The sequence below is a fragment of the Diaphorobacter sp. C33 genome (genome assembly GCF_030503915.1).
In the GTDB taxonomy this organism is placed as follows: Bacteria; Pseudomonadota; Gammaproteobacteria; order Burkholderiales; family Burkholderiaceae_C; genus Diaphorobacter; species Diaphorobacter nitroreducens.
On sequence record NZ_CP129980.1, the window covers coordinates 1,802,444 to 1,826,888 of the forward strand.

The window sequence follows — 24,445 nt, forward strand, 5'->3', positions numbered from 1 at the left end:
CCCGAAATGGCGGCTGCGCTATAATGGCCGGCTTTGCTGACAACATCCTCAGACACAAGGAACACATACCATGGCATCTGGAAAGCCAAAGAAAAAGAACCCCCGCCTGGCATCGGGCCGCAAGCGCGCCCGCCAAGGCCTCAAGCTGAACGCAGCCAACACCTCGCTGCGCTCCAAGTACCGCACCGCCGTCAAGAACGTCGAGAAGGCTGTTCTGGCCGGTGACAAGACCAAGGCAACCGAGTTGTTCGCCAAGGCCCAGTCCGTGCTGGACACCATCGCCGACAAGGGCATCTTCCACAAGAACAAGGCAGCTCGCGACAAGAGCCGCCTGTCCGCCAAGGTGAAAGCCTTGGCTCTGGCAGCCGCCTAAATTCACCGCCTGCCCCGCGCAGGCCAACAGCCCGGGTGGCTCGCCACCCGCCGTTTGTAACGGGTGCGCTGTCAGCAAAGCAGAGAAACCGCCTCCGGGCGGTTTTTTTGTGCCCGGCGCTGCTCGGCACAGCACCTCGGGGGCACACACGCCCACCCAAAAGAAAAGGCCTGTGTTGTCAGGCCTTGGGATCGGGGAGCAGGCAGGCTTCGACGACCTGCAAGTTGTTGTCTCTGGCAAAGTTGAGCACGAAGTCCCACGCCATGGGCTCGTGCGCCTGCAGGTCGCGGTGGACCACCACGCACTTCACTCCGTTCATGCTGGTAGGAATGCACCAGGGGGAGTAGTTCAGGTGGCTGCCAGGCACGGCACCGCCGGGGCGGAACTGGCTCATGACCCCCGCCAGGCGCTCGGCCCAGTCGCTGGGCCGAAAGGTCCTCCCTTCGAGGGTAATGCCTTGGATGAAGACTTCTTTGGAGGAGGGAGCAACCATCGGGTTCGGGTCGTGTAAGGGGCGCCGACCTTGTGCGTCGGCGTGGCACGGATTCTAACTCTTATATAAGAGCTACCCTCCAATGCCCCAGCACCGCCTGCCAGCATTGAACGCAAGCGCAGCGCATGACTGTGATGCGCAATCTTCAATGGTGCGCGCGGGGGCAGCCCCTAGAATCGCATTTCCCTTTTTGGGGCTGTTCCCCGTTTCCCTCTCTTGTCAGGAGATGTCCGCATGACCGCATTTGTCGAGGCTGCCTCGCCCCACGTGATGAACACCTATGGCCGCGTACCCATCGCGCTGGAGCGAGGCCAGGGCGTGCGTGTGTGGGACGTGAACGGCAAGCAGTACCTCGACGGACTGGGCGGCATCGCCGTGAATACGCTGGGCCACAACCATCCCAAGCTGGTGCCGGCGCTGCAGGACCAGATCGCCAAGCTGATCCACACCTCCAACTACTACCATGTGCCAGGACAGGAAAAGCTGGCCCAGCTGCTGACCGAGCGCGCGCACATGACCAATGTGTTCTTCTGCAGTACTGGCCTGGAGGCCAACGAGGCTGCCATCAAGATCGCGCGCAAGTACGGCGTGGACAAGGGCATCGAAAAACCCGTGATCGTGGTCTACGACCATGCCTTCCACGGGCGCTCCATCGCCACCATGACCGCCACTGGCAACCCCAAGGTGCGCAACGGCTTCGGCCCGCTGCTGGAGGGCTTTTTGCGCGTAGCGCCCAATGACATCGAGGCGCTGCAGGAGGCCACCGAAGGCAACCCCAACATCGTCGCCGTGATGATGGAGCCCATCCAGGGCGAAGGCGGCCTGCATCCCATGCGCGTCGACTACCTGCAGCAGGTGCGCGCGCTGTGCGACGCCAACGGCTGGCTGCTGATGCTTGACGAGGTGCAGGCCGGCATGGGCCGCACCGGCAAGTGGTTTGCCCACCAGTGGGCCGGCATTGTCCCGGACGTGATGACGCTGGCCAAGGGCCTAGGCTCGGGCGTTCCCGTGGGCGCAGTGCTGGCGCACGGCGCCGCCGCGCAGGTGCTCAAGCCGGGCAACCACGGCTCCACCTTCGGCGGCAACCCGCTCGCCATGCGCGCAGGCGTGGAAACCATCCGCATCATGGAAGAAGACGGCCTGCTGCAGAACGCCGCGGACGTGGGCGCCCACCTGAAGGCCGAGTTGCAGCGCGCACTGGGTGAGACCGCTGGCGTGAACGAAGTCCGCGGCCAGGGCCTGATCATCGGGATGGAGTTGGACCGCCCCTGCGGCGTGCTGATCGATCGCGCGGCCGAGGCCGGCCTGCTGCTGTCGGTGACCGCCGAGCGCGTGATCCGCCTGGTGCCCGCGCTCACCCTCACGCGCGCAGAAGCCGACGAGATCGTCGCCCTGCTCACACCCCTGGTGCAGACCTTCCTGTCTGAATGAAGAAGATCGACCGCGTATGAAGCACTACCTGCAATTCACCGACTTCACCGCCGACGAATACAACTACCTGTTCTCGCGCGCCGCCATCATCAAGGGCAAGTTCAAGAGCTACGAGAAGTACCACCCGCTAGCCGACCGCACCCTGGCCATGATTTTCGAGAAGGCCAGCACCCGCACGCGTGTGAGCTTCGAGGCCGGCATGTACCAGCTGGGCGGCAGCGTGGTGCACCTGACCACGGGCGACAGTCAGTTGGGTCGCGCCGAGCCCATCGAGGACAGCGCGCGCGTGATCAGCCGCATGACCGACCTGGTGATGATCCGCACCTTCGGCCACGACAAGATCGAGCGCTTCGCCGAATACTCGCGCGTGCCCGTCATCAACGGCCTGACCAACGAGTTCCATCCTTGCCAGATCATGGCGGACCTGTTCACCTACATCGAGCACCGCGGCTCGATCGCGGGCAAGGTCGTCGCCTGGGTGGGCGACGGCAACAACATGGCCAACACCTGGCTGCAGGCGGCCGATCTGCTGGGCTTCACCGTGCACGTGAGCACCCCCGGCGGCTACGAGGTGGACGAGAAGCTCGCCTTCGGCGGCAAGCCCCACCGCGCGGGCTGCTACAAGGTCTTTGCCGATCCCATGGATGCCTGCCGCGGCGCCGATCTGGTGACCACCGACGTGTGGACCAGCATGGGCTACGAGGCCGAGAACGAAGCGCGCCGCAAGGCCTTCGCCGACTGGTGCGTGGACGCCGAGATGATGGCCGTGGCCAAGCCCGACGCGCTGTTCATGCACTGCCTGCCCGCGCACCGCGGCGAGGAAGTGATGGCCGACGTGATCGACGGCCCCCAGTCCGTCGTCTGGGACGAGGCGGAAAACAGGATGCACGTGCAGAAGGCACTCATGGAGTACCTGCTGCTCGGTCGCGTCTAAACCCATCCCGCATCCCACCCATGGCCCCCGCGCAACTCCACCCCACGCGCCCGGGCCATCCACCCTGCCCCGCCAGCCAGCGCCCGCTGGCGCCTGAACTGTACGCGGCCGCCCGGCGCATGGCGGCACGCGTGCATGCGCTGCAGGTGCGCATTCATACCTTCTACCTGAAGTTCCTCCAGGGCCACACCTAGCGGCCCGGTTCTGCGCGGCAGGCGCCCCAGCGCATGCCCGCCCTCCCATCGCTCCCCCTGATCGCCCGCGATCCCCGGTGCCGGCTGCGCGTCGCACCTGGGATGGGGCCCGTTGCCGATGCACCAGAACCCGAGGAACCTGCATGTCCGTCCCCGTCCACCCCTGCCTGCACTGCGGTGCATGCTGCCAGAACTACCGCGTGGAGTTCTCCGTCTATGAACTGCAGTCCATGGGCGGGCGCGTGCCCGACGCCCTGGCCCATGAGGCCGGAGGCAACCGCTACCGCATGAACGGCACCGAGCGCCACCCCGTGCGCTGCGTGGCACTGGCCGACCTGGGCAACGGCTGCATCGGCTGCGGCATCTACGACCAGCGTCCCCAGCCGTGCCGCGACTTTCCGTTCGCCTCCTACGGTTGCCACGACACGCGCGCCAAGCTGGGCCTGCCGCCGTTGACGGAGGGCGACACGCAGGAGTGGCCGCAGGCCGCTTGAAGTGGTTCTTCAAAAAGAAGAGCTGCTGGCGCTTGCCAGGCAATGATTTCAGATAGTTTTGATACTGAAACCTTTGCCTGGCAGGCGCCGGCAGCTATGCTTTTAGGCCCGCGACCGGGCTATCCCGGCTTCAGGGCTTGCGTGCCGGCGCGCAGCGGTCTCCTGCGCAGGCATTGCAGCCCCCGCAACTGCTGCCGGTCTTGGCCATGGGCGCCAGTGCCGGGTGCACGCGCGCGGCGCGGGCGCGCCAGCGCTGCGGCAGCCAGCGCCACAGCAGCGCCAGGGCGGCCACGGCCACGATCACGGCGGTGAGAATGTCTTGCCACATGGTTCTGCTCCTTGGTGACGGTTTCAACCACCGCCCAGCGCCAGGGCCACGCGGTAGGTGATGAAGCTGGCCGCATAGGCCAGTGCGAAGAGATAGCCCGTCATGACAAGCGGCCAGCGCCAGCCGTTGGTCTCGCGGCGCACGGCGGCGATGGTGGAGACGCACTGCGGCGCGAAGATGAACCACACCAGCAGCGACAGCGCCGTGGCCAGCGACCATTGCGCCGCCAGCATGGGCGCGAGCTGCGCGGCCGTGTCGTCGGCCGAAGCGGCAATCGCGTACACCGTGCCCAGGGCGCTCACCGCCACCTCGCGCGCGGCCATGCCGGGCACCAGGGCGATGCTGATCTGCCAATTGAAGCCGATGGGCGCAAAGATCACCTCCAGCGCGGCGCCGATGCGCCCGGCGAAGCTGTATTCGATGGCCGGCCCCGTGGCGTCCGCCGGCGGCGCGGGGTACGACGACAGGAACCACAGCAGGATGGTGACCAGCAGGATGATGCCGCCCACGCGGCGCAGGAAGATGCCCGCGCGCTCCCACAGCCCCAGCGCCAGGTTGCGCACGCTGGGCCAGCGGTAGGCGGGCAGCTCCATCAGCAGCGGCGTGGCGCCGTCGCCGCGCCGCGCCAGCCGCGCAACGGCCGCCACGGCCATGGCGCTCACGATTCCGCCCAGGTACAGCGCGAACAGCACCAGCCCCTGCAGGTTGAACAGCCCCGCCACCGTGCGATCGGGGATGAAGGCCGCGATGAGCAGCGCGTACACCGGCAGGCGGGCCGAACAGGTCATCAGCGGCGCGATGAGGATGGTGACGAGCCGGTCGCGCCAGTCCGGAATGGAGCGCGTGGCCATGATGCCCGGCACCGCGCAGGCGAAGCTGGACAGCAGCGGGATGAACGAGCGTCCCGACAGGCCGACGGTGCCCATCACGCGGTCCAGCAGGAAGGCCGCGCGCGGCAGGTAGCCGGATTCCTCCAGCGCCAGGATGAAGAAGAACAGGATCAGGATCTGCGGCAGGAACACCAGCACCCCGCCTGCGCCGGCGATCACGCCGTCGGCCAGCAGGCTGCGCAGCGGCCCCTCGGCCATGTGGGCGTTCAGCCATTCGGCCACGGCGGCCGTGGCGCCTTCGATCCAGCCCATGGGCACCTCTGCCCAACTGAACACGGCCTGGAACATCAGGAACAGCGTCACCGCCAGCAGCAGCATGCCCCACAGCGGGTGCAGCACCACGGCGTCGATGCGGTCGTCGCGCTGCAGGCGCAGCGCGGGCTCGCGCACGGCCAGCCCCATGATGCGGCGCACTTCCTGGTGCAATTGCTGCACGCGCTGCGGGCGGTCTTCCTCCAGCGCATTGACGGGCGGTGGCGCCTGCGTGCCCACGGCGGCGCCGCGGGCGGCCTGCGGGGTGGCCGTGTCCAGCCACTGCAGCAGCTCGCGCGCCCCGTCGGCGCGCACGCCCACGGTGGTCACCACGGGCAGGCCCAGTTCGCGCGCCAGGACTTCGCGGTCGATCTGGATGCCCTGCTGCTGCGCCATATCACTCATGTTCAGCACCAGCACCATGGGCAGGCCCAGGTCGCGCGCCTCCAACACCAGGCGCAGGTTCAGGCGCAGGTGCGTGGCATCGGTCACGCAGACCAGCAGCTCGGGCATGGCCTCTCCTGGGCGGCGGCCGGTGACCACATCGCGGGTGACGGCCTCGTCCAGGCTCTGCGCGTGCAGGCTATAGGCGCCGGGCAGGTCCAGCACGCGCACGCGCCGGCCGCTGGCGGTGGTGAACAGGCCTTCCTTGCGCTCCACCGTGACGCCCGCGTAGTTCGCCACCTTCTGGCGTGCGCCGGTCAGCACATTGAACAGCGCCGTCTTGCCGCAGTTGGGGTTGCCCAGCAGCGCGATGTGCAGGGGAGATGCCGCCGTGCTCATGCCGCGGCCTCCAGCGCATCCACGCGCACCTGCACCAGGGCCGCCTCATGGCGGCGCAGGGCAAAAGTGGCCTGGCCCACGCGAACGGCCAGGGGGTCGGCCGCGGGAAAGCCCCGGGCAATCACGCGCACCGGCTCGCCGGGCAGGAAACCAATCTCCATCAGGCGCAGCACCATGGCCTGCGACCGGCCATCCTGCGCCGGCAGCAGCCCGGCAACCGTGGCCGGCACGCCATGCGGCAAGGTATCCAGCCCCCGCGGCTGCGCGGCGTCATTCCCCGTGTGAAGCATGTTGTATTGCAGTCAATGAATAAAAGTAATTCTCATTCTAATGGAACTGCACGCTGCTGGATTGATGCACATCAGGACCTGTGGCGCGTCACAATGACAACCCCTGCGACGCACGCCATGACCACTCTTCACCCCTGCCTGACCTGTGGCGCCTGCTGCGCCAGCTTTCGCGTGGACTTCTCGGTGCACGAGACGGAGGAGCTGGGCGGCTGCGTTCCCGATGGGCTGGTGGTGCCGGTCACGGACCACACTGCACGCATGCGGGGCACGGACCATGCGCAGCCGCGCTGCTCGGCCCTCACGGGCCAGGTGGGCCTGCGCGCGGCCTGCGGCATCTACGAGTGGCGGCCCTCGCCCTGCCGCGAATTCGAAGCCGGCAGCGCTGCCTGCAACCGCGCCCGCCAGCGCCACCATCTGCCGGCACTGGACGGGCTGGTGCTCTGAACGCCGCAGGACCCGCTTTCACACGGGCAACCCGCCGATGCGCCCCTTGAATTCCTGCAGCGAAAAATAGGTCTGTACCTGGCGCACGCCGGGCAGGCGGTGCAGGCGCCGCTGCAGCAGCTCGGAATACGCGTCCAGGTCGGTCGTCACGATCACCAGCAGGAAGTCCGCGGGGCCCGAGATGCCGTGGAACAGCACCACCTCGGGAATGGCGCACACCGCCTCCTCGAACGCCACGGACAGCGCCTCCGTCTGGTGGTCGATGCCCACCATCACGAAAGCCATCACACCCAGCCCCACCGCACGCCGGTCCAGCTGCGCGTGGTAGCCGCGCACTACCCCGGCGTCCTCCAGCCGCTTCACGCGCCGCCAGCAGGGCGACTGCGACAGGTGCGCCATTTCGGCCAGTTCGCCGGAGGTCAGGCGGGCGTTGTCCTGCAGCGCGCGCAGCAGCTGGCGGTCGGTACGGTCGATCTCGGCTTGCATGATTTAACCCAAAAATGTCTCTGCGAGAATGGATTATCCAAATGAGTCACCCATCAGGGATAAACCGTTTACCCACCCCTCCGCCGCGCATAGCATGCGCGGCATGACCGCCACCTCCACGCCATCGCCCGCGCTGTGGGACATCTCTGCCCCCGTGCATGCGGGTAGCCCGGTGTTCCCGGGCGATACACCCTACCAGCAGCAGTGGAGCGCCACACTGGGCCCCGGCTGCCCGGTGAACGTGAGCGCACTCACGCTCTCGCCCCATGTGGGCACGCACGCGGACGCGCCCCTGCACTACGCAGCGGACGGCGCAGCCATCGGCGCCCTGCCGCTGGAAGCCTTCATCGGCCCCTGCCGCGTGGTGCATGCGCTGGACTGCGGGCCGCTCATCGAATGGACCCACATTGCCCATGCGATGACGGGCACTTTGCCGCCGCGGGTGCTGGTGCGCACCTACGCCCGCATGCCCGTGGACCGCTGGGACGCGGGCCTCACGGCCTACGCGCCCGACACCATCGAGCGCCTGGCCGACGCCGGCGTAGTGCTCGTGGGCATCGACACCGCCAGCATCGACCCCGCCGACAGCAAGCCGCTGCCCAGCCACCAGGTGATCCGCCGGCGTGGCCTGCGCGTGCTGGAGAACCTGGTGCTGGATGATGTGCCCGAGGGCGACTACGAACTCATCGCGCTGCCGCTCAAGCTCACCACGGCCGACGCATCGCCCGTGCGCGCCGTGCTGCGTGCGCTGCCGCCGCGCGCATGACCATTAGGCCGTTTTGGCCTCTAACGCTCGTGCAATAAGCGCTAACAGCTACTTTATTAATAGCAAAAACCACATGACTACCTTGCAAGAGTGCCGCACACGCGATGCGCAGGACCCGCTGCGCAGCCTGCGCGACCATTTCAGCCTGCCCGAGGGCGTGATCTACCTGGACGGCAATTCCCTGGGCGCTCTGCCCCGCGCCACGCTGGCGCGCGTGGCCCAAGTAGTGCAGCAGGAATGGGGACAGGATCTCATCACCTCGTGGAACAAGGCTGGCTGGGTCAGCCTGCCGCAGCGCCTGGGCAACCAGTTCGCCCCCTGGATCGGTGCAGGGCCGGACCAGGTGGTGTTCACCGACACCACCTCGGTCAACCTGTACAAGGTGCTGTCGGCTGCCGCGCGCGTGGCCCGCGCGGACCATCCCGGTCGCACCCAGCTCGTCAGCGAGCGCAGCAACTTCCCCACCGACCTGTACATCGCCCAGTCCGTGTGCCAGGAGTACGGACTGGAGTTGGTGCTGGTGGAGCCCGAGGAAATCGCCACGCAGCTGACGCCCCAGGTCGCCGTCCTGCTGCTCACCCACGTGAACTACCGCACCGGCGCCATGCACGACATGGCCGCCGTGACCGCGCAGGCGCACGCCCACGGCATTCTGTGCGTCTGGGACCTGTGCCACAGCGCGGGCGCCGTGCCCGTGCACCTGCTGGACGCGAATGCCGACTATGCGGTGGGCTGCAGCTACAAGTACCTGAATGGCGGCCCTGGCGCGCCCGCCTTCGTGTGGGTGCACCCGCGCCTGGCGGACCGCCCGGGTGCGACATTTGCGCAGCCGCTGTCGGGCTGGTTCGGCCATGCCGCACCCTTCGCCTTCACGCCCGACTACCAGCCCGCACCGGGTATCGCACGCTACCTCTGCGGCACGCAGCCCATCGTGAGCCTGTCGGCCCTGCAGTGCGGGCTGGACATCTTTACCGCCGCCGAGCCTCTGGGCGGCATGGCGGCGCTGCGCGCCAAGTCGCTCGCACTGACCGATCTGTTCATCGCGCTGGTCGAGGAGCACTGCGCCGGCCACGGCCTGGAACTGGCGACGCCGCGCGATCATGCGGCGCGCGGCTCGCAGGTGTGTCTGACACGCGGCGAGGGCCTGGGCGTTCAGGGCGTCGGCAGCGGGGCCTACGCCATCGTGCAGGCCCTGATCGCGCGCGGCGTGGTCGGCGACTTCCGCAAGGGCGACGGCGGCAAGCACCTGGACATCCTGCGCTTTGGCTTCACGCCGCTGTATGTCGGATTTGAAGACGTGTGGAATGCCGTGCAGCACCTGCGCCAGGTGCTGGAATCCGGCGAATGGCGCAAGCCCGAGTTCAACCACCTCAACGCCGTGACCTGACCATGACCTGCCCCCACCACCCCAGCGCATCCTCCGGCGCCACCGAAGCCATCGTGCGCCAGGAGGGCGCACAGCTCGACTTCAGCCACAGCATGAGCTATGGCGACTACCTGCAGCTGGACAGCGTGCTGGGCGCGCAAAAGCCCCTGTCGCCCGCGCACGACGAGATGCTGTTCATCGTGCAGCACCAGACCAGCGAGCTGTGGATGAAGCTCATGCTGCATGAGCTGCACGCGGCCATCGCCCATATCGCGCGTGACGAGTTGCCGCCCGCTTTCAAGATGCTGGCGCGCGTGTCCAAGATCCTCGAGCAGCTGGTGCACGCCTGGGATGTGCTGGCCACCATGACGCCGCCCGAGTACACCGCCATGCGCCCGTACCTGGGCCAGTCCAGCGGTTTCCAAAGCTACCAATACCGGTGCATCGAGTTCGCCATGGGCAACAAGAACCGCGCCATGCTGCAGCCCCATGCCCACCACCCCGAGCGCCTGGCCCAGGTACAGGCGGCCTACGAGGCGCCCTCGCTCTACGACGAAGCACTGCGCCTGCTGGCGCGCCGCGGCCTGCCCGTGCCGGCCAGCCATACCGAGCGCGACTGGCGCCAGCCCTACGAGGCCAGCGAAGCCGTGGAACAGGCCTGGCTGACCGTGTACCGCGATCCACAAAGGTATTGGGACCTGTACCAGCTGGGCGAGGAGCTCACCGACCTGGAGGACGCCTTCCGCCTCTGGCGCTTTCGCCACGTGACCACGGTGGAACGCGTAATTGGCTTCAAGCGCGGCACCGGCGGCACCGGCGGCGTGAGCTACCTGCGCAAGATGCTGGACGTGGTGCTGTTCCCCGAGATCTGGCGGCTGCGCACCGCGCTGTGAACTGCCGCCTCCCCGCCGCTCCATGAACAAAGGCCCCGCATGGCGGGGCCTTTGCACGGAGGGTCGTCCCGGCCGGTGCGCATGGCACCGGCGCGCCGTTGCGCGCCGTTACTTGGCGCTGGCGGAGACGGTGGTCGTCCGGTAGTCCGGGTGGCCCGTGATCTCAGACTCCGAGAACGGCATGCGCACCCACTGCTTGGCGCTGTAGGCCTTGGTGTAGTCGCCAAAATGCGGCGACGCCGGATCGTCGGACAGCGAGAACGTCAGGAAGGTGTGGGCCTGCACGCCGCTGGAGGGGAAGCTCACCACCTGCATGTATGAGTTGCCATGCGGCTGCCCGTCCATGCTGTAGCCGCCCGCCGTGATGTCGTTCTCGGAACAGGTGATGGTGAAGTAGCCCACGCCGCCACAGCCGCCGTACAGCGGCAATTTGGCACCGCCCTTCGTGGCAAACAGCACTTCGCCGCGCGGTGCATCCAGCGCAAACCCGCTCTGCCCCACGCGGCTGATGGCCGTGGCCATGGCCTGGCGCAGCGCGGTCACGGCGGCCACGTTGATCCCGCGCGGGGTATTCAGCGGGTCGGCCGCGTCAAAGGGCACCGAGTACAACCCCGTGGTGGGCACGCGGGTCCAGAACTCGTCCCACAGATGGGAGCCCCGGGACTCCTTGTTCCCGCGGTTGTCCCACGCACGCAGCGTGGCGCAGGCCTGCGTGGCGTCCACCGTGGCACCGTTCACCATCCATTGCGAGGGCGTGCAGATCAGCGTCAGGATCTCGTCCTTGAACCGCTCGGCCGAGAACACGCGGCTGTTCAGCACCATGTCGCGCACGATGGCGGCGCTGGCCTTGTTGCCGGCGTAGCCGTCGGTGCCGGCCAGCCGCTCCAGGGCCATGGTGTGGCCCAGGCGCGTGCGCAGCGTCAACGCCGCCGTGCCCGCGGGACCGAAGATGGCCGGGTATCCCGTGAGCGGGGCATTCGCGTTGGACAGCCAGTAGCTGTCGTTCATGTTGCCCACATAGTCCTCGCGCAACAGGCTGGGCATGCGCGACGGGCCGATGGCGCCCTTTTGCTTGGAGTCCGCATCGGTCTGCCAGTCGCAGGCGCTGCGCGAGCCGTCGAAGAACGGCACGTTGGGCAGCGCCGCGCCCACGGCCGCGCCGAACGGCGTGGTGCACGCGGCCACCTGCTCGGGCGACACGTTGGGCACCGCGCCGATGTCCGCGTACCAGACCCGCGCGCTGCCACGCCCCATGGCCACCGTGTTGACCCATGGAATCGCGGACTCTTCCTTCTGGATGGCCATGAACTCTTCCAGCGAACGCGCCTGGTTCCAGCGCATCCAGTTGCGGAAGGTGCGGAAGTTCTCGCCGTTGATGTCACGGATGGCGAAGGCCGTACTCTGGCTCCAGGCCAGAGCGGGGTTGAGCCCCGCCAGGTTGACCAACGGCCCGTACTCGGAGGTGTACAGCGTGCGCGTCACATCGCTCAACGTGCCGTCGGCATTGCGGCTGGACACGGTGATGCTGCGCGGCGCCATCTTGACCGGCTGGCCGTCACGCAGGTAGGTGGTGGGGTCACCCGACTGCAACTGCAGCTGGAAGAAGCCGAAGCGCCGCGCCGTGGAGACCGTGTGGCTCCAGGCGACGTTGTCGTTGAAGCCGATCAGCACCAGCGGCACGCCCAGGAATCCGACGCCGCTGACGTTCACCTGATTGGCGATCGTGACCTGGGCCTGGTAGAACCGGTCCGGCCCCTTCCAGTACCAGTGGGGGTTGCCGAACATCACGCCGCTGGACTCGCCCGTGGCCGCCGGCGCAAAGCCATACATGTTGCTGCCGATGCCCGCGTCACCGCCCACCTGCAGGGCGGGAGGTGTGGTCAGGCGCTGGTCCAGGGAGGGGGCGGTCTGCGCGTCTTGCGCCGCGCCGGCCTTGGCTGCGGCAGGGGCGACGGCATTGGCGATGGCCTCCACGAAATTGCTGTACCCCCCCGCCAGGTTGGCCGCGTACATGCGGCGCCAGACGTCCTCCTGCGTGATGGGCTGCACCCATGCCTCGCTGCGGCAGGCGGCGTGGGCCGTCCCTTTCTTGGCAACGTCCACGTACTGGTTGTAACCGGCCACGAAGCCCTCGACCATCTGCCGCAGATTCTCGGGCTGCGCCGCGGCCATCTTCTGCACCACGTCGGCGGAGATCACATGGCGGTGGAAGAAGTCCGAGTCGATGTTGCGCGGGCGTCCGATGGTGCTGTTGTAGACCAGCTGTGCGCTGCCGCCAAAGTAGCGCGAGCGCTCGCCCCGGTAGGTGAGGAAGGCATCCGCCAGCGTGCACAGGTTGTCCTGCGCCTGGACATACCCCATACCGAAGCCACCGCCGGCCCAGTTGGAGGCCTTGATGTGCGGCACGCCCATCGCGGTGCGGCGGATCTCCGCCTGGTACGCCAGCGGCGCGTCGTCCGCATCGTCGTTGCCCCCGCAGCCGGCCAGCAGGGCCAGGACCGCCGTCGCCAACAGCGCGCGTGGCGCCGCAGCACGAGTCACTCTCTCTTGCATGCGTTGTCTCCTTTGTTGTGGTGCACCCCTGCCGGTCCCCCGGCCCGGGCCAACGCAGGATAGACGCAACGCAGCGGAATGCCTAGCACCCGGCTGCGCGCGAGCGACACGCCCCGCGGTGCCTCAGTCGTTCTCCGTGAACTGCTCGAAGCACTCCTTGAGCCGGTGGTGCCATGCGCGCTTGTCGGCTTCGGCGGCAAAGCTGGCCTCGAAGCTGTTCCAGGCCAACTGGTAGGCATGGCGCGCCGTGAGCGCCGGCACCGCCGCGAAGAGCTGCGTGAAGTTGTCGTTGACGTAACCGCCGAAGTACGCGGGATCGTCGGAGTTCACGGTCACCGCCAGCCCCGCCTCCAGCAGCTGCAGCAGGTTGTGATCGGCCAGGCGCGGGAACACGCACAGCTTCAGGTTGGACAAGGGGCACACGGTGAGCGGTATGCGCTCATCGGCCAGTCGGCGCATCAGCGCTGGGTCGTGAACGGCCTGCACGCCGTGGTCGATACGCTCGGCCTGCAGCACGTCCAGCGCGCTCCAAATATAGGCCGGCGGACCCTCTTCACCCGCATGGGCCACCACATGCAGACCCAGGGCGCGGCAGCGCTCGAACACACGGGCGAACTTCTCGGGCGGGTGGCCTCGCTCGCTACTGTCCAGCCCCACGCCGACGATGCGGTCCAGCAGCGGCAGGGCCTGCTCCAGCGTGGCGAGGGCATCCTCCTCGCTCAGGTGCCGCAGAAAGCACAGGATGAGCGACGCAGACAGGCCGTGGCTGCTGCGCGCGTCCGCGCAGGCACGGTGCAGCCCGTTGATCACGGTCTCGATGTGCACGCCCCGCGCGGTGTGCGTCTGCGGGTCGAAGAAGATTTCCGCATGCGCTACGTTATCCATAGCTGCTCGCGCAAGATAGGCGCGGGCCATATCGTAAAAATCCTGCTCATGCAGCAGCACGCTGGCGCCTGCGTAATAGATGTCCAGGAAGCTCTGCAGATCGGTGAAGGCGTAGGCACGGCGCAGTTCTTCCACGCTGGCGTAGGGCAGCGGCACACCGTTGCGTTGTGCCAGCGCGAAGATCATCTCGGGCTCGAGCGAGCCCTCGATGTGGATGTGCAGTTCGGCCTTGGGCATGGCCCTCAGCAGGCCGGGCAGGCGTTCGGCGGGAATGGGCGGGACCTTGAACATCGGCAGGCTCCAAAAAATGAGGCCGCAACCTACGGGACATCGCGGCGGTAGGGCGATGATGCCTTGTCGGCGCCCATGTGCAACACCTCCCGGCCCGCAACGGCGGGCATGGCCATACCGACAAAAAAGCCACCCCGAAGGGTGGCTCGTTGTACCGGGCGGACGATCTCCGCAAAGAAAGCCGCCTGGTGCGGCAATGGCCGCTTATTTCTTGTCGCCGCCGGGCACCTGGCCCTCCACGCCCTTGACGTAGAAGCTGATGCTGGTGAGGAATTTGTCATCAGCCACTGCGCCCTGGTCGAGGACGGTCTTGCCCGCGTTGTCCACGATGGGGCCCTTCCAGATCACGAAGCTGCCATCCTTCAGGCCGTTCTTGGCCGCATCGACCTTGGCCTTGGCCTCGGCGGGCACGTCCTCGGCGATGGAGACGAGGTCGATCGCGCCTTCCTTCACACCCCACCAGTGCTGGCCGGTGGTCCAGGTGCCTTCCAGCACGTCCTTGGTGGCCTTGGTGTAGTACGGAGCCCAGTTGATGACGGCCGACGCCAGGTGGGCCTTGGGGCCGTACGCTGTCATGTCGCTGTCCCAGCCGAAGGCGCGCTTGCCCTTTTCCTGGGCGGTCTTGAGAACGGCGGGCGAGTCGGTGTTCTGGAACAGCACGTCGGCGCCGCCATTGATCAGCGAAGTAGCGGCTTCGGTCTCCTTCGGCGGGCTGAACCACTCGTTGACCCAAACCACCTTGGTCTTGATCTGCGGGTTCACGCTCTGCGCGCCCAGCGTGAAGCTGTTGATGTTGCGGATCACCTCGGGAATCGGCACCGAGCCCACCACGCCCAGCGTATTGGTCTTGGTCATGGCGCCCGCGATGATGCCCGCGAGGTACGCGCCCTCGTAGGTGCGGCTGTCGTAGATGCGCGTGTTGTCGCTGGTCTTGTAGCCGGTGGCGTGCTCGAACTTCACGTCCTTGAACTCGGCGCCCAGCTTCTGGATCACGTCCATGTAGCCGAACGTGGTGCCGAAGATCAGCTTGTTGCCCTGCGTGACCATGTCGCGCAGCACGCGCTCGGCGTCTGGGCCTTCGGGCACGCTTTCCACGTACGACGTCTGGATCTTGTCGCCGAACTCGGCCTCCAGCTTCTTGCGCGCCTGGTCATGCGCGTAGGACCAGCCGCCATCGCCCACAGGTCCCACGTAAGCGAAGGCGATCTTCAGCGGGCCGGCCGCAGCCGCTGGTGCCGCAGCCGGCGCGGGGGCCGCCGGAGCCGGCTCCTCCTTCTTGCCGCAGGCCACCAAAGCGGTGGCGGCGACGGCCGTCAGTGCAGCCATCTGGAACAGGGAACGTTTGCGCAGATCAGTCATGGTTTTTCTTTCGTCGGAATGTGAAAGCGGACCCAGGTTTCAAAGCAAAAGGCGCGCCCATCTTGAGGGGCGCGCCCGTGTTTGTCACTTGCCGTCGGTGCCGGGCACCTTGCCCTCCACGCCGGCCACGTAGAAATTGATGCCGGAGAGGAACTTCAGGTCGCCCACCGTGCCGGCGGCCAGCACTTCCTTGCCAGCGTTGTCCTTGATGGGGCCGGTCCAGACGGCAAAGCTGCCGTCCTGCATGCCTGCCTTGGCCTTGGCCACGCGGTCCTTGATCTCCTGCGGCACGTCGTCAGCAATCTTCAAGAGGTCGATCGCCCCCTCCTTCACACCCCACCAGTGCGCGCCGCCCTGCCACTTGCCGGCCAGCGTGTCCTCGACCACCTTGGTGTAGTAGGGCGTCCAGTCGATCACAGCCGAGCCCAGGTGCGCCTTGGGCGCATAGGCGCTCATGTCGCCGTCCTTGCCGAAGGCGCGCGCGCCGCGCTCCTCTGCCGCCTTGAGCACGGCCGGCGAGTTGGTGTTCTGGTACATCACGTCCACGCCGCCGTTGAGCAACGATGCGGCGGCCTCTGCCTCCTTGGGCGGGCTGAACCATTCATTGACCCACACCACCTTGGCCTTGATCGACGGGTCCACGCTCTGCGCGCCCAGCACGAAGCTGTTGATGTTGCGCACCACTTCGGGGATCGGCACCGAGGCCACCACCCCCACGGTCTTGGTCTTGCTCATGCCGCCCGCCACGATGCCCGCGAGGTACGCGCCTTCGAAGGTCTTGGTGTCGTAGGTGGCGACGTTGTCGGCCTGTTTGTAGCCAGTGGCGTGCTCGAACTTCACGTCCTTCAGGTCGGCCGCAACTTTCTGCACGAACTCCTGGTAGCCGAAGCTCGTGGCAAAGATCAGCTTGTTGCCCTGGCCTGCCATGTCGCGCATCACGCGCTCGGCGTCGGCGCTCTCGGGCACGCTCTCGACGAACGAGGTCTCGATGCGGTCGCCGAACTTCTCCTGGATCGCCTTGCGGCCCAGCTCATGCTGGTAGGTCCAGCCGCCATCGCCGATGGGGCTCACGTACATGAAACCGATCTTCAGCTTGTCGGCCGCGGGGGCGGCGGCCGGTGCCAGTGCGGCGGCAGGCGCCTCTTCCTTCTTGCCGCAGGCCGCCAGCGTGGCGAGGGCCACAGCCGACAGGGCCACAGCCTTTAAAAGGGATCGTTTGTTCAGTACGTTCATTGCGATGGGTTTTATGGATGGAAAACGGGGTCAGCTGCCCGGATGGAACGGCTTTCCGAGCGCGGCCGGCATGTTCGCACGAATCCAGGCCGGGTTGCGCGAAATGAGGACCAGCACCACGATGGTCGCCACGTAGGGCAGCATGGACAGCAACTGGCTGGCCACCTGCACGCCCGTGGCCTGCAGGTGGAACTGCAGCATGGTCACGCCGCCGAACAGGTAGGCGCCCAGCAGCACGCGCGCGGGCCGCCAGGTGGCGAAAGTGGTCAGCGCCAGCGCGATCCAGCCGCGCCCGGCCACCATGCCCTCCACCCACAGCGGCGTATACACGGTGGAGATGTAGGCGCCCGCCAGCCCGCACAGCGCACCGCCCGCCGCCACGGCTCCCAGGCGAATGCCGCGCACGGGGTAGCCCAGCGCGTGGGCGGATTCGGGCGACTCGCCGACCGAGCGCAGCACCAGGCCGGCGCGCGTGCGGTAGAGGAACCACACCATGAGCGCCACCAGCACCACGGTCAGATAGACCAGCGGGTGCAGCCTGAACAGCGCCTGGCCCACCACCGGCAGATCGCCCAACACCGGCCAGGCGAACTTGGGCGTGTCCGGCAGCTTGGCCTGCACATAGCCGATGCCCACGAAGGCCGAGAAGCCCACGCCAAACAGGCTCAGGGCCAGGCCGGTGGCGTACTGGTTGGTGTTGAACCAGATCACCAGCACGCCGAACAGCGCCGCCAGCACCGCGCCGGCCGCCATGCCCGCGAGCAGCCCCAGCGTGAAGCTGCCCGTGTGCACCACGGTGGCAAACGCGGCGATGGCCGCGCACAGCATCATGCCCTCGGCCCCCAGGTTGACGATGCCGGCCTTCTCGTTGATCAGCAGGCCCAGCGCGGCGATGGCCAGCACCGTGCCGGCGCTCAGCGTGCTGCCCAGCAGCAATGCGTACGATTCCATCACGCGCGCCCTCCCCTGGCACCCACCCACCGCACGCGGTAGGCAATCAAGGTGTCACACGCCAGCAGCGTGAACAGCAGCAGGCCCTGGAACACGCCCGTGAGCGACTTTGGCAACCCCATGCGCGACTGCGCCAGTTCGCCGCCGATGTAGAACATGCTCATCAGCAGCGCCGACAGCACCATGCCCACCGGATGCAGCCGCCCTACGAAGGCCACGATGATGGCCGCAAAGCCATAGCCCGCCGGGACATACGGCGTGAGCTGGCCGATGGGTCCGGCCACTTCCAGCGCCCCCGCCAGGCCCGCCAGGCCGCCGGAGATCAGCAGCGCCGTCCACAGCGCGCGCCGCGACGAAAAGCCCGCGTAGCGCGCCGCCGCCGGCGCCAGCCCGCCCACCTGCAGCGCGAAGCCCGCGCGCATGCGGAACAGAAACACCCACAGCAGCGCCGCACCCAGCAGCGCCAGCGGCAGCCCGATGGTCACGCGCGACCCCGTGAACAGCTTGGGCATCTGCGTGACGGGCTCGAACATCTTGGTCTGCGGGAAGTTGAAGCCCATCGGGTCCTTCCAGGGGCCGTACACCAGATAGCCCAGCGCCAGCGTCGCCACGTACACCAGCATCAGGCTGACCAGGATCTCGTTGGCATTGAAGCGGTCGCGCAGCAGCGCCGTGATGCCCGCCCACGCCATGCCTCCCAGCACTCCGGCAACCAGGATGGCAGGCACGATCCACGGACCGGTGGCCTTGTCGGCCAGCAGTGCCACGCCGCCCGCAGCCACGGCGCCGATCACGAACTGCCCCTCCGCGCCAATGTTCCAGACATTGGAGCGAAAACACACTGCCAGTCCCAGCGCGATGAGCAGCAACGGGGTGGCTTTCACCGCCAATTCGCCCAACGCATAGGGCGACTTGATGGGCTCCCAGAAGAACACCTGCAGCCCGCGCACCGGGTCCTTGCCCAGGGCCGCAAACAGCAGTACGCCGATCAGCACCGTGATCGCCAGCGCAAGCAGCGGCGAGCCAAAAACGAACAGGCGCGACGCCTCGGGGCGCGCCTCAAGCTTGAGCATGGCCGGCCTCCTCGGGTGCGCTGGTCGCGCGCAGGTGCGCCTGCACCTCGGCGTGCCACAGGCCGCTCATCCATTCGCCGATGCGCTCCACCGTCGCCTCGGCGCGTGGCACGGACGGCGACAGATGCCCCTTGGCCAACACGTGCAGCCGGTCACAGATTTCGAACAATTCGTCCAACTCCTCGCTGAGCACCAGCACGGCACAGCCCTGGTCGCGCAGCTTCAATATCTCGCCGCGGATCTGCGCGGCCGCGCCCACGTCCACGCCCCAGGTGGGCTGCGAGACGATGAGCAGACGCGGGCCGGCGTCGATCTCGCGCCCCACGATGAATTTCTGCAGGTTGCCGCCCGACAGCGACTTGGCCGCCGCATTCGGCCCGCCCGCCTTGACCTGAAAGCGCGCGATGATGGCGCGCGCCTGCGCCTGCAGTTGCCCCATGCGCAGCCAGCCGAAAGCGCCCACCGCATCGGTGCGGGTCAGCAGCAGGTTGTGCGCCAGCCCCATGCTGGGCACGGCGCCGCGGCCCAGGCGCTCTTCGGGCACGAAGTGCAGGCCCAGCGCGCGGCGCTGGCGCGGGTTCATGCGGCCGACGGGCACCAGCCCCTGCGGCCCCGCCACCTGCACCATGGCGGGCGCGGCGCGCTGGTCCTCGCCCGACAGGGCGTAGAGCAACTCTTTCTGCCCATTGCCCGAGATGCCGGCAATGCCCACCACCTCGCCCGCACGCACCTCCAGGTCGATGTCGATGAGCGGCACGCCGAAGGGGTCGGCCGCCGGCAGGCTCAAGGAACTGGCGCGCAGCACCACCCCGCCCGTGGTCACCTCACGGTGCGCCAGGGCCGGCGGCTCGGCGCCGATCATCATGCGCGACAGCGACGCGTTGGACTCCTGCGAAGGGTCGCACATGCCGGTGACCACCCCGCCGCGCATCACCGTGCAGGCCGTGCACAGCGCGCGGATTTCATGCAGCTTGTGGCTGATGTACAGGATGCTGCAGCCCTCGCTGGCCAATTGCTTGAGTACCACGAAGAGCTTGTCCACCGCCTGCGGCGTGAGCACCGAGGTGGGTTCGTCCAGGATCAGCAGCTTCGGGGACGTAAGCAGCGCGCGGATGATCTCCACGCGCTGCATCTCGCCCACGGAGAGCGTGTGCACGGGCCGCAGTGGGTCGATACCCAGGCCGTACTCGGAGGCCGTGGCACGGATGCGGCGCTCCACCTCGGCCAGCGGCACGCTCTTGTCCTGGCCCAGCCAGACGTTCTCGGCCACGGTCAGGGTGTCGAACAGGCTGAAATGCTGGAACACCATGGCAATGCCCAGCTGGCGCGCCTCCTGCGGATTGCGCACCTGCACCGGGCGGCCGTCGAACAGCATCTGGCCCTCGTCGGGCTTCACGGCGCCGTAGATGATCTTCATCAGCGTGGACTTGCCGGCGCCGTTCTCGCCCAGCACCGCATGCACCTCGCCGGGCTGCACCGTGAGCGATACGCCATCGTTGGCCACCACGGCCGGGTATCGCTTGGTGATGCCCGTCAGCTGCAGCCGCGGCGCGCCGGTGGCGGGGGCAGAAGAGGGTGAGGGATTCATCCTGCGATTGTCTCCTAGTTTTTTGGACGGCTGCCTGGAATCAAAACAGCATGCGGCGCCGACCCACCGGGCGCCAGCAGCTACTTTTCTTATAGCAAACCGTCGGCCACCAACCACGCCGGCGGGGTTATGTGTACCGCCCTATGGTCAAGCCGGCGCCTGCGGCATACCCTTGGGTACATGACAACGCCCCGCCCCTTACGCTTCATCCGCCGCGGCCGAGCCGTGCAGCTGCACGGCATCGCGCCCGACCGCACCCTGCTGGAGATTCTGCGCGAGGACCTGGGCGCCACCGGCACCAAGGAGGGCTGCGGCGAAGGCGACTGCGGCGCCTGCACCGTGGTGCTGGGCGAGGCGCGCCAGGGCCGCATGCACTACCAGGCCGTCAACAGCTGCATCCGCCTGGCCCATTCCATCGACGGCATGGCGCTGTGGACGGTGGAGGACCTGGCGCACGACCCGCTGATCCGGCCCGCGTCCGACCCAAAGGGCAGCGCACTGCATCCCGTGCAGGAGGCGCTGGTCCAATGCCACGGCTCGCAGTGCGGGTTTTGCACGCCGGGTTTTGCCATGAGCCTGTTCGGCCTGTACCAGAACGAGGTCTGCCAGAACCGAGGCATCACGCGCACACAGGCGGCCGAGGCGCTGTCGGGCAACCTGTGCCGCTGCACGGGCTACCGCCCCATCCTGGATGCCGCGCAGCAGATGCAGCAACTGCCGCGCGTGCAGGTGGATGAAACCGCATTGCTACAACAATTGGAGCTACTCGCGCTTACCCCGCAAGCGCTAGAGGCCGATTTCTCTTATATCTCGCCCGCCACACTCCCTGATCTGCTGGCCGCGCGCGCCGCCCACCCCGACGCGCAACTGGTGGCCGGCGCCACCGACCTGGGCCTGTGGATCACCAAGCAGCACCGCCGCTTCCCGCGCCTGTTGGACGTGACGCGCGCCGCGGAACTGACCGGCGTGGCCGAGCACGACGGCCAGCTCACGCTGGGCGCGGCCGTATCGCTCACCGATGCCTTCTCTGCGCTACAGGCCCGCTGGCCGCAACTGCACCGCTTTGCCGCGCGCTTTGCGGGCCTGCCGGTACGCAACAGCGGCACGCTGGGGGGCAACGTGGCCAACGGCTCGCCCATTGGGGACTCGATGCCGCTGCTGATCGCGCTGGGGGCGCAGGTGGAGCTGGCCAGCACGCGCGGCAGCCGGCGCATGCCGCTGGAGGATTTCTACACCGGCTACCGGCAGAACCAGTTGGCGGCAGACGAGCTGCTCACCTTCATCCACCTACCTCTGCCCACGCCGGACCAGGGGCTGGCGGACCAGCGGCTGGCGGCCTACAAGGTCTCCAAGCGCTTCGACGACGACATCTCTGCCGTGTGCCTGGCCATCCAGCTGCGCATCGAAGGGCAGACCATCACCCAGGCGCGCATCGGCGCGGGCGGCGTGGCCGCCACCCCAGCACGCGCCCGCCAGACCGAGGCTGCGCTGACCGGCCAGCCCTGGACCGCCGCAACGGCGGAGCGCGCCGCCGCCGTGCTGCAGGCCGAATTCAACCCCATCAGTGACATGCGCGCGAGCGGCGCCTATCGCCGTGAAGTGCTAGGCGCGCTGGTGCGCCGCTTTTGGCGCGAGACCCGCGGCGGTGCGGAGACCCCAGCGCTGGAGCGCCTGCAACCCCTGACGCTGGAGGCCACGCCATGAAGCGCGATGACGACCACGCTCCCACTGCGCGCACGCCCGTTGGCCGCGCGGCCGCTGGCAACCCACCGGCCATGACCCAGCCCGCGATGGGCCAGCCCGCCATGGGTCAGCCCCACGCGCACGAGAGCGCACGCGCACAGGTGGCGGGCAGCGCCCACTACATCGACGACCTGCCCGAGGTAAAGGGCACGCTCTACGCCGCCCCCATCCTCAGCACCGTGGCGCACGGGCGGCTGGAAAGCGTGGACACGCAAGCCGCGCTGCAGCTCGCGGGCGTGCACGGCGTGGTGCTGGCACAGGACATTCCGGGCGATCCGGTACTGGCGGCGTTCGCCCATGATGAGCCGGTGTTCGCGCAGGCTACGGTGCAACACATCGGCCAGGTGATCGGCCTGGTGGTGGCCGAGTCGGTCATGCAGGCGCGGCGCGCGGCGCGGCAGGTGAAGCTGAGCATCACCGCCCTGCCCGCCATCCTCACCGTACGGGACGCCTTGGCCGCCGAGAGCTATGTTCTACCGCCCGTGCACGTACGCCGGGGCGACGCGGCCCAGGCGCTGGCGCAGGCGCCGCACCGCCTGCAGGGGCGTCTGGAAGTCGGCGGGCAGGAGCATTTCTATCTGGAGGGCCAGATCGCCTATGCCCTGCCGCAGGAACAGGGGCAGTGGCTGATCCACTCCAGCACCCAGCACCCCGGCGAGGTGCAGCACTGGGTGGCGCATGCGCTGGGCATCGACAGCCACGCGGTGCGCGTGGAGTGCCGGCGCATGGGCGGCGGCTTTGGCGGCAAGGAAACGCAGGCCGGCCACCTGGCCGTGTGGGCGGCGCTGGCGGCGCACAAGTTCGGCCGGCCAGTCAAGCTGCGCCTGGACCGCGACGACGACTTCATGGTCACCGGCAAGCGCCATCCCTTCGCCTACGAATGGGACGTGGGCTTTGACGACGCCGGGCGCATCACCGGCCTCAAACTGATGATGGCCGCCAACTGCGGCTTCAGCGCCGATCTTTCGGGCCCCGTAGCCGACCGCGCGGTGTTCCACTGCGACAACGCGTACTTCCTGGAACATGTGGAGATCGCCTCGTACCGCTGCAAGACGCACACCCAGAGCCATACCGCGTTCCGCGGCTTTGGCGGACCGCAGGGGGTGATCGCCATCGAAACCATTCTGGGCGACATCGCCCGCGCCCTGGGCCGGGACGCGCTGGACGTGCGCATGGCCAACCTCTACGGGCTGCACGAGCGCAACGTGACCCACTACCAGATGACCGTGGAGGACAACATCCTGCACGATTTGCTACCGCAATTGGAGCAGTCCGCGCTCTACAGGCAACGGCAGGAGGCCGTTTCGGCATGGAACGCCGCGAACCCCGTGCTCAAGCGCGGTTTGGGCCTGACGCCGGTGAAGTTCGGCATCAGCTTCACGGCCACGCTGTTCAACCAAGCTGGAGCTCTGGTGCACGTGTACACCGACGGCAGCGTGCAGGTGAACCACGGTGGCACCGAGATGGGCCAGGGCCTGCACACCAAGGTGGCGCAGATCGTGGCCGATGAGCTGGGCGTGCCCCTCTCCCGCGTGCTGGTCACCGCCAGCGACACTGCCAAGGTGCCCAACGCCAGCGCCACCGCTGCCAGCAGCGGCACCGACCTGAACGGCCGCGCCGCGCAGTTCGCGGCGCGCCATGTGCGCGACAACCTGGCGGCGTTCGTCTGCGGGCTGGACGGCTGCGGCGCGGGCGCCATCCGCTTCGCGGGTGGGCAGGTCATATCTCCCAAGCGCACGCGGCGCTGGGAGGACGTGGTGAAGGAGGCCTACGCCAACCGCATCCAGCTGTGGAGCGACGGCTTTTACCGCACGCCCAAGATCCACTACGACAAGACCACGCTCACCGGCCGGCCCTTCTACTACTTCGCCTATGGCGCCGCCTGCACCGAGGTGGCCATCGACACCCACACCGGCGAGAGCCGCGTGCTGGCCGTGGACATCCTGCACGACGTGGGCCACAGCATCAACCCGGCCATCGACCTCGGCCAGATCGAGGGCGGTTTCGTGCAGGGCATGGGGTGGCTTACCACTGAGCAACTGGTGTGGAACGACGAAGGACGCCTGGCCACGCACGCCCCCAGCACCTACAAGATCCCCGCCACGGGCGACGTGCCCGAGCACCTGCGCGTGCAGCTCTGGCACCAGCCCAACCGCGAGGACAACGTGGGCGGCAGCAAGGCCGTGGGCGAGCCCCCGTTCATGCTGGCCATCAGCGTGTACGAAGCACTGCGCAATGCAATCGCTGCGGCCCGGGGGGACGGCGGCGCCGATGCGCGCGCGCCCGTGCAACTGACCGCGCCCGCCACGGCAGAGAACGTGCTGCGCGCGATCGGGCGGCTGGAGTAACCCG

Annotated in this window: 23 protein-coding genes; 11 read left to right on the top strand and 12 right to left on the bottom strand. The window is 67.9% G+C overall.

The genetic code is table 11. The features are described from left to right. Positions 1-70 precede the first annotated feature (70 nt). Positions 71-373, top strand: a complete 303-nt coding sequence (gene rpsT, locus QY917_RS08580; protein WP_011806141.1) for a 30S ribosomal protein S20 — start codon at positions 71-73, stop codon at positions 371-373. A gap of 178 nt (positions 374-551) precedes the next feature. Here the strand turns inward: rpsT and QY917_RS08585 are convergent, their stop codons facing one another. After that, positions 552-866: a DUF3579 domain-containing protein gene (locus QY917_RS08585; RefSeq protein WP_011806142.1), complete on the bottom strand. Its 315-nt coding sequence runs from the start codon at positions 864-866 to the stop codon at positions 552-554. Positions 867-1,100: 234 nt separating this feature from the next. Between QY917_RS08585 and QY917_RS08590 the strand changes: the two genes are divergently transcribed. From QY917_RS08590 to QY917_RS08605, 4 genes are all read left to right on the top strand, one after another. Next, the gene (locus QY917_RS08590) at positions 1,101-2,297 is read left to right on the top strand and encodes an aspartate aminotransferase family protein (protein WP_123675999.1); all 1,197 of its coding nucleotides are present in this window, start codon (positions 1,101-1,103) and stop codon (positions 2,295-2,297) included. Positions 2,298-2,313: 16 nt separating this feature from the next. After that, the gene (gene argF / locus QY917_RS08595; RefSeq protein ID WP_011806144.1) at positions 2,314-3,231 is read left to right on the top strand and encodes an ornithine carbamoyltransferase; all 918 of its coding nucleotides are present in this window, start codon (positions 2,314-2,316) and stop codon (positions 3,229-3,231) included. 20 nt (positions 3,232-3,251) lie between these two features. After that, positions 3,252-3,425: a hypothetical protein gene (locus QY917_RS08600; protein ID WP_162844546.1), complete on the top strand. Its 174-nt coding sequence runs from the start codon at positions 3,252-3,254 to the stop codon at positions 3,423-3,425. A 143-nt stretch (positions 3,426-3,568) separates the two neighbouring features. Continuing rightward, entirely contained in the window at positions 3,569-3,919 is a 351-nt protein-coding gene (locus tag QY917_RS08605) for a YkgJ family cysteine cluster protein (RefSeq protein ID WP_015913815.1), read from the top strand. Positions 3,920-4,049: 130 nt separating this feature from the next. Here QY917_RS08605 and QY917_RS08610 read toward each other — a convergent pair whose 3' ends face one another. The 3 genes from QY917_RS08610 to QY917_RS08620 are packed head-to-tail and all read right to left on the bottom strand — an operon-like array spanning position 4,050 to position 6,462. After that, complete coding sequence (locus tag QY917_RS08610) at positions 4,050-4,247, bottom strand: hypothetical protein (protein WP_011806146.1); 198 nt, start codon at positions 4,245-4,247, stop codon at positions 4,050-4,052. Positions 4,248-4,270: 23 nt separating this feature from the next. Continuing rightward, positions 4,271-6,172: a ferrous iron transporter B gene (locus tag QY917_RS08615; RefSeq protein ID WP_123675998.1), complete on the bottom strand. Its 1,902-nt coding sequence runs from the start codon at positions 6,170-6,172 to the stop codon at positions 4,271-4,273. After that, positions 6,169-6,462 carry a FeoA family protein gene (locus QY917_RS08620; protein WP_015913817.1) on the bottom strand — a complete coding sequence of 98 codons (294 nt, stop codon included), beginning with the start codon at positions 6,460-6,462 and terminating at the stop codon, positions 6,169-6,171. Before QY917_RS08620 ends, QY917_RS08615 begins: the two co-directional genes overlap by 4 nt. Before the next feature lie 117 nt (positions 6,463-6,579). Here QY917_RS08620 and QY917_RS08625 point away from each other — a divergent pair, with 117 nt between their 5' ends. Continuing rightward, on the top strand, positions 6,580-6,906 hold the full coding sequence (locus tag QY917_RS08625; RefSeq protein ID WP_123675997.1) for a YkgJ family cysteine cluster protein: 327 nt from the start codon (positions 6,580-6,582) through the stop codon (positions 6,904-6,906). Between the two features lie 18 nt (positions 6,907-6,924). Here QY917_RS08625 and QY917_RS08630 read toward each other — a convergent pair whose 3' ends face one another. Then, complete coding sequence (locus tag QY917_RS08630; protein ID WP_088886353.1) at positions 6,925-7,392, bottom strand: Lrp/AsnC family transcriptional regulator; 468 nt, start codon at positions 7,390-7,392, stop codon at positions 6,925-6,927. 103 nt (positions 7,393-7,495) lie between these two features. On the opposite strand from QY917_RS08630, the gene kynB reads away from it, so the two are divergent. From kynB to kynA, 3 genes are all read left to right on the top strand, one after another. Continuing rightward, on the top strand, positions 7,496-8,158 hold the full coding sequence (gene kynB, locus QY917_RS08635; RefSeq protein ID WP_123676079.1) for an arylformamidase: 663 nt from the start codon (positions 7,496-7,498) through the stop codon (positions 8,156-8,158). 73 nt (positions 8,159-8,231) lie between these two features. Continuing rightward, positions 8,232-9,545, top strand: coding sequence for a kynureninase (kynU, locus tag QY917_RS08640; protein WP_123675996.1), 1,314 nt, complete (start codon positions 8,232-8,234; stop codon positions 9,543-9,545). A 2-nt stretch (positions 9,546-9,547) separates the two neighbouring features. Further along, a complete protein-coding gene (kynA, locus tag QY917_RS08645; protein ID WP_088886351.1) occupies positions 9,548-10,417 on the top strand; it encodes a tryptophan 2,3-dioxygenase in 870 nt (289 codons plus the stop codon). A 108-nt stretch (positions 10,418-10,525) separates the two neighbouring features. On the opposite strand, the gene QY917_RS08650 is transcribed toward kynA, so the two are convergent. The 7 genes from QY917_RS08650 to QY917_RS08680 all read right to left on the bottom strand — a co-directional run bounded on the left by QY917_RS08650 (position 10,526) and on the right by QY917_RS08680 (position 20,350). Then, complete coding sequence (locus QY917_RS08650; RefSeq protein WP_123675995.1) at positions 10,526-12,970, bottom strand: penicillin acylase family protein; 2,445 nt, start codon at positions 12,968-12,970, stop codon at positions 10,526-10,528. A 123-nt stretch (positions 12,971-13,093) separates the two neighbouring features. Next, on the bottom strand, positions 13,094-14,146 hold the full coding sequence (locus QY917_RS08655) for an adenosine deaminase (protein WP_015913824.1): 1,053 nt from the start codon (positions 14,144-14,146) through the stop codon (positions 13,094-13,096). A 204-nt stretch (positions 14,147-14,350) separates the two neighbouring features. Beyond that, the gene (locus QY917_RS08660) at positions 14,351-15,505 is read right to left on the bottom strand and encodes a BMP family ABC transporter substrate-binding protein (protein ID WP_123675994.1); all 1,155 of its coding nucleotides are present in this window, start codon (positions 15,503-15,505) and stop codon (positions 14,351-14,353) included. 84 nt (positions 15,506-15,589) lie between these two features. Beyond that, positions 15,590-16,738 (bottom strand): BMP family ABC transporter substrate-binding protein, encoded by a 1,149-nt coding sequence (locus tag QY917_RS08665; RefSeq protein WP_123675993.1) that lies wholly within the window; start codon positions 16,736-16,738, stop codon positions 15,590-15,592. A gap of 30 nt (positions 16,739-16,768) precedes the next feature. Next, the gene (locus QY917_RS08670) at positions 16,769-17,689 is read right to left on the bottom strand and encodes an ABC transporter permease (protein ID WP_015913827.1); all 921 of its coding nucleotides are present in this window, start codon (positions 17,687-17,689) and stop codon (positions 16,769-16,771) included. Then, on the bottom strand, positions 17,689-18,762 hold the full coding sequence (locus QY917_RS08675) for an ABC transporter permease (protein WP_123675992.1): 1,074 nt from the start codon (positions 18,760-18,762) through the stop codon (positions 17,689-17,691). The genes QY917_RS08670 and QY917_RS08675 overlap by 1 nt, the downstream gene beginning before the upstream one ends. Continuing rightward, positions 18,749-20,350, bottom strand: coding sequence for an ABC transporter ATP-binding protein (locus tag QY917_RS08680; RefSeq protein WP_123675991.1), 1,602 nt, complete (start codon positions 20,348-20,350; stop codon positions 18,749-18,751). The genes QY917_RS08675 and QY917_RS08680 overlap by 14 nt, the downstream gene beginning before the upstream one ends. Positions 20,351-20,530: 180 nt before the next feature. Between QY917_RS08680 and xdhA the strand changes: the two genes are divergently transcribed. Both xdhA and xdhB read left to right on the top strand, forming a co-directional pair. Next, a complete protein-coding gene (gene xdhA / locus QY917_RS08685) occupies positions 20,531-22,054 on the top strand; it encodes a xanthine dehydrogenase small subunit (protein ID WP_123675990.1) in 1,524 nt (507 codons plus the stop codon). A 71-nt stretch (positions 22,055-22,125) separates the two neighbouring features. Then, a complete protein-coding gene (gene xdhB / locus QY917_RS08690) occupies positions 22,126-24,441 on the top strand; it encodes a xanthine dehydrogenase molybdopterin binding subunit (protein WP_302079271.1) in 2,316 nt (771 codons plus the stop codon). Positions 24,442-24,445: the final 4 nt, after the last annotated feature.

Bases quoted from the DNA above. Each gene is read 5' to 3' on its own strand.
- rpsT (WP_011806141.1), top strand. From the start codon at position 71: ATGGCATCTGGAAAGCCAAAGAAAAAGAACCCCCGCCTGGCATCGGGC.
- QY917_RS08585 (WP_011806142.1), bottom strand. From the start codon at position 866: ATGGTTGCTCCCTCCTCCAAAGAAGTCTTCATCCAAGGCATTACCCTC.
- QY917_RS08590 (WP_123675999.1), top strand. From the start codon at position 1,101: ATGACCGCATTTGTCGAGGCTGCCTCGCCCCACGTGATGAACACCTAT.
- argF (WP_011806144.1), top strand. From the start codon at position 2,314: ATGAAGCACTACCTGCAATTCACCGACTTCACCGCCGACGAATACAAC.
- QY917_RS08600 (WP_162844546.1), top strand. From the start codon at position 3,252: ATGGCCCCCGCGCAACTCCACCCCACGCGCCCGGGCCATCCACCCTGC.
- QY917_RS08605 (WP_015913815.1), top strand. From the start codon at position 3,569: ATGTCCGTCCCCGTCCACCCCTGCCTGCACTGCGGTGCATGCTGCCAG.
- QY917_RS08610 (WP_011806146.1), bottom strand. From the start codon at position 4,247: ATGTGGCAAGACATTCTCACCGCCGTGATCGTGGCCGTGGCCGCCCTG.
- QY917_RS08615 (WP_123675998.1), bottom strand. From the start codon at position 6,172: ATGAGCACGGCGGCATCTCCCCTGCACATCGCGCTGCTGGGCAACCCC.
- QY917_RS08620 (WP_015913817.1), bottom strand. From the start codon at position 6,462: ATGCTTCACACGGGGAATGACGCCGCGCAGCCGCGGGGGCTGGATACC.
- QY917_RS08625 (WP_123675997.1), top strand. From the start codon at position 6,580: ATGACCACTCTTCACCCCTGCCTGACCTGTGGCGCCTGCTGCGCCAGC.
- QY917_RS08630 (WP_088886353.1), bottom strand. From the start codon at position 7,392: ATGCAAGCCGAGATCGACCGTACCGACCGCCAGCTGCTGCGCGCGCTG.
- kynB (WP_123676079.1), top strand. From the start codon at position 7,496: ATGACCGCCACCTCCACGCCATCGCCCGCGCTGTGGGACATCTCTGCC.
- kynU (WP_123675996.1), top strand. From the start codon at position 8,232: ATGACTACCTTGCAAGAGTGCCGCACACGCGATGCGCAGGACCCGCTG.
- kynA (WP_088886351.1), top strand. From the start codon at position 9,548: ATGACCTGCCCCCACCACCCCAGCGCATCCTCCGGCGCCACCGAAGCC.
- QY917_RS08650 (WP_123675995.1), bottom strand. From the start codon at position 12,970: ATGCAAGAGAGAGTGACTCGTGCTGCGGCGCCACGCGCGCTGTTGGCG.
- QY917_RS08655 (WP_015913824.1), bottom strand. From the start codon at position 14,146: ATGTTCAAGGTCCCGCCCATTCCCGCCGAACGCCTGCCCGGCCTGCTG.
- QY917_RS08660 (WP_123675994.1), bottom strand. From the start codon at position 15,505: ATGACTGATCTGCGCAAACGTTCCCTGTTCCAGATGGCTGCACTGACG.
- QY917_RS08665 (WP_123675993.1), bottom strand. From the start codon at position 16,738: ATGAACGTACTGAACAAACGATCCCTTTTAAAGGCTGTGGCCCTGTCG.
- QY917_RS08670 (WP_015913827.1), bottom strand. From the start codon at position 17,689: ATGGAATCGTACGCATTGCTGCTGGGCAGCACGCTGAGCGCCGGCACG.
- QY917_RS08675 (WP_123675992.1), bottom strand. From the start codon at position 18,762: ATGCTCAAGCTTGAGGCGCGCCCCGAGGCGTCGCGCCTGTTCGTTTTT.
- QY917_RS08680 (WP_123675991.1), bottom strand. From the start codon at position 20,350: ATGAATCCCTCACCCTCTTCTGCCCCCGCCACCGGCGCGCCGCGGCTG.
- xdhA (WP_123675990.1), top strand. From the start codon at position 20,531: ATGACAACGCCCCGCCCCTTACGCTTCATCCGCCGCGGCCGAGCCGTG.
- xdhB (WP_302079271.1), top strand. From the start codon at position 22,126: ATGACCCAGCCCGCGATGGGCCAGCCCGCCATGGGTCAGCCCCACGCG.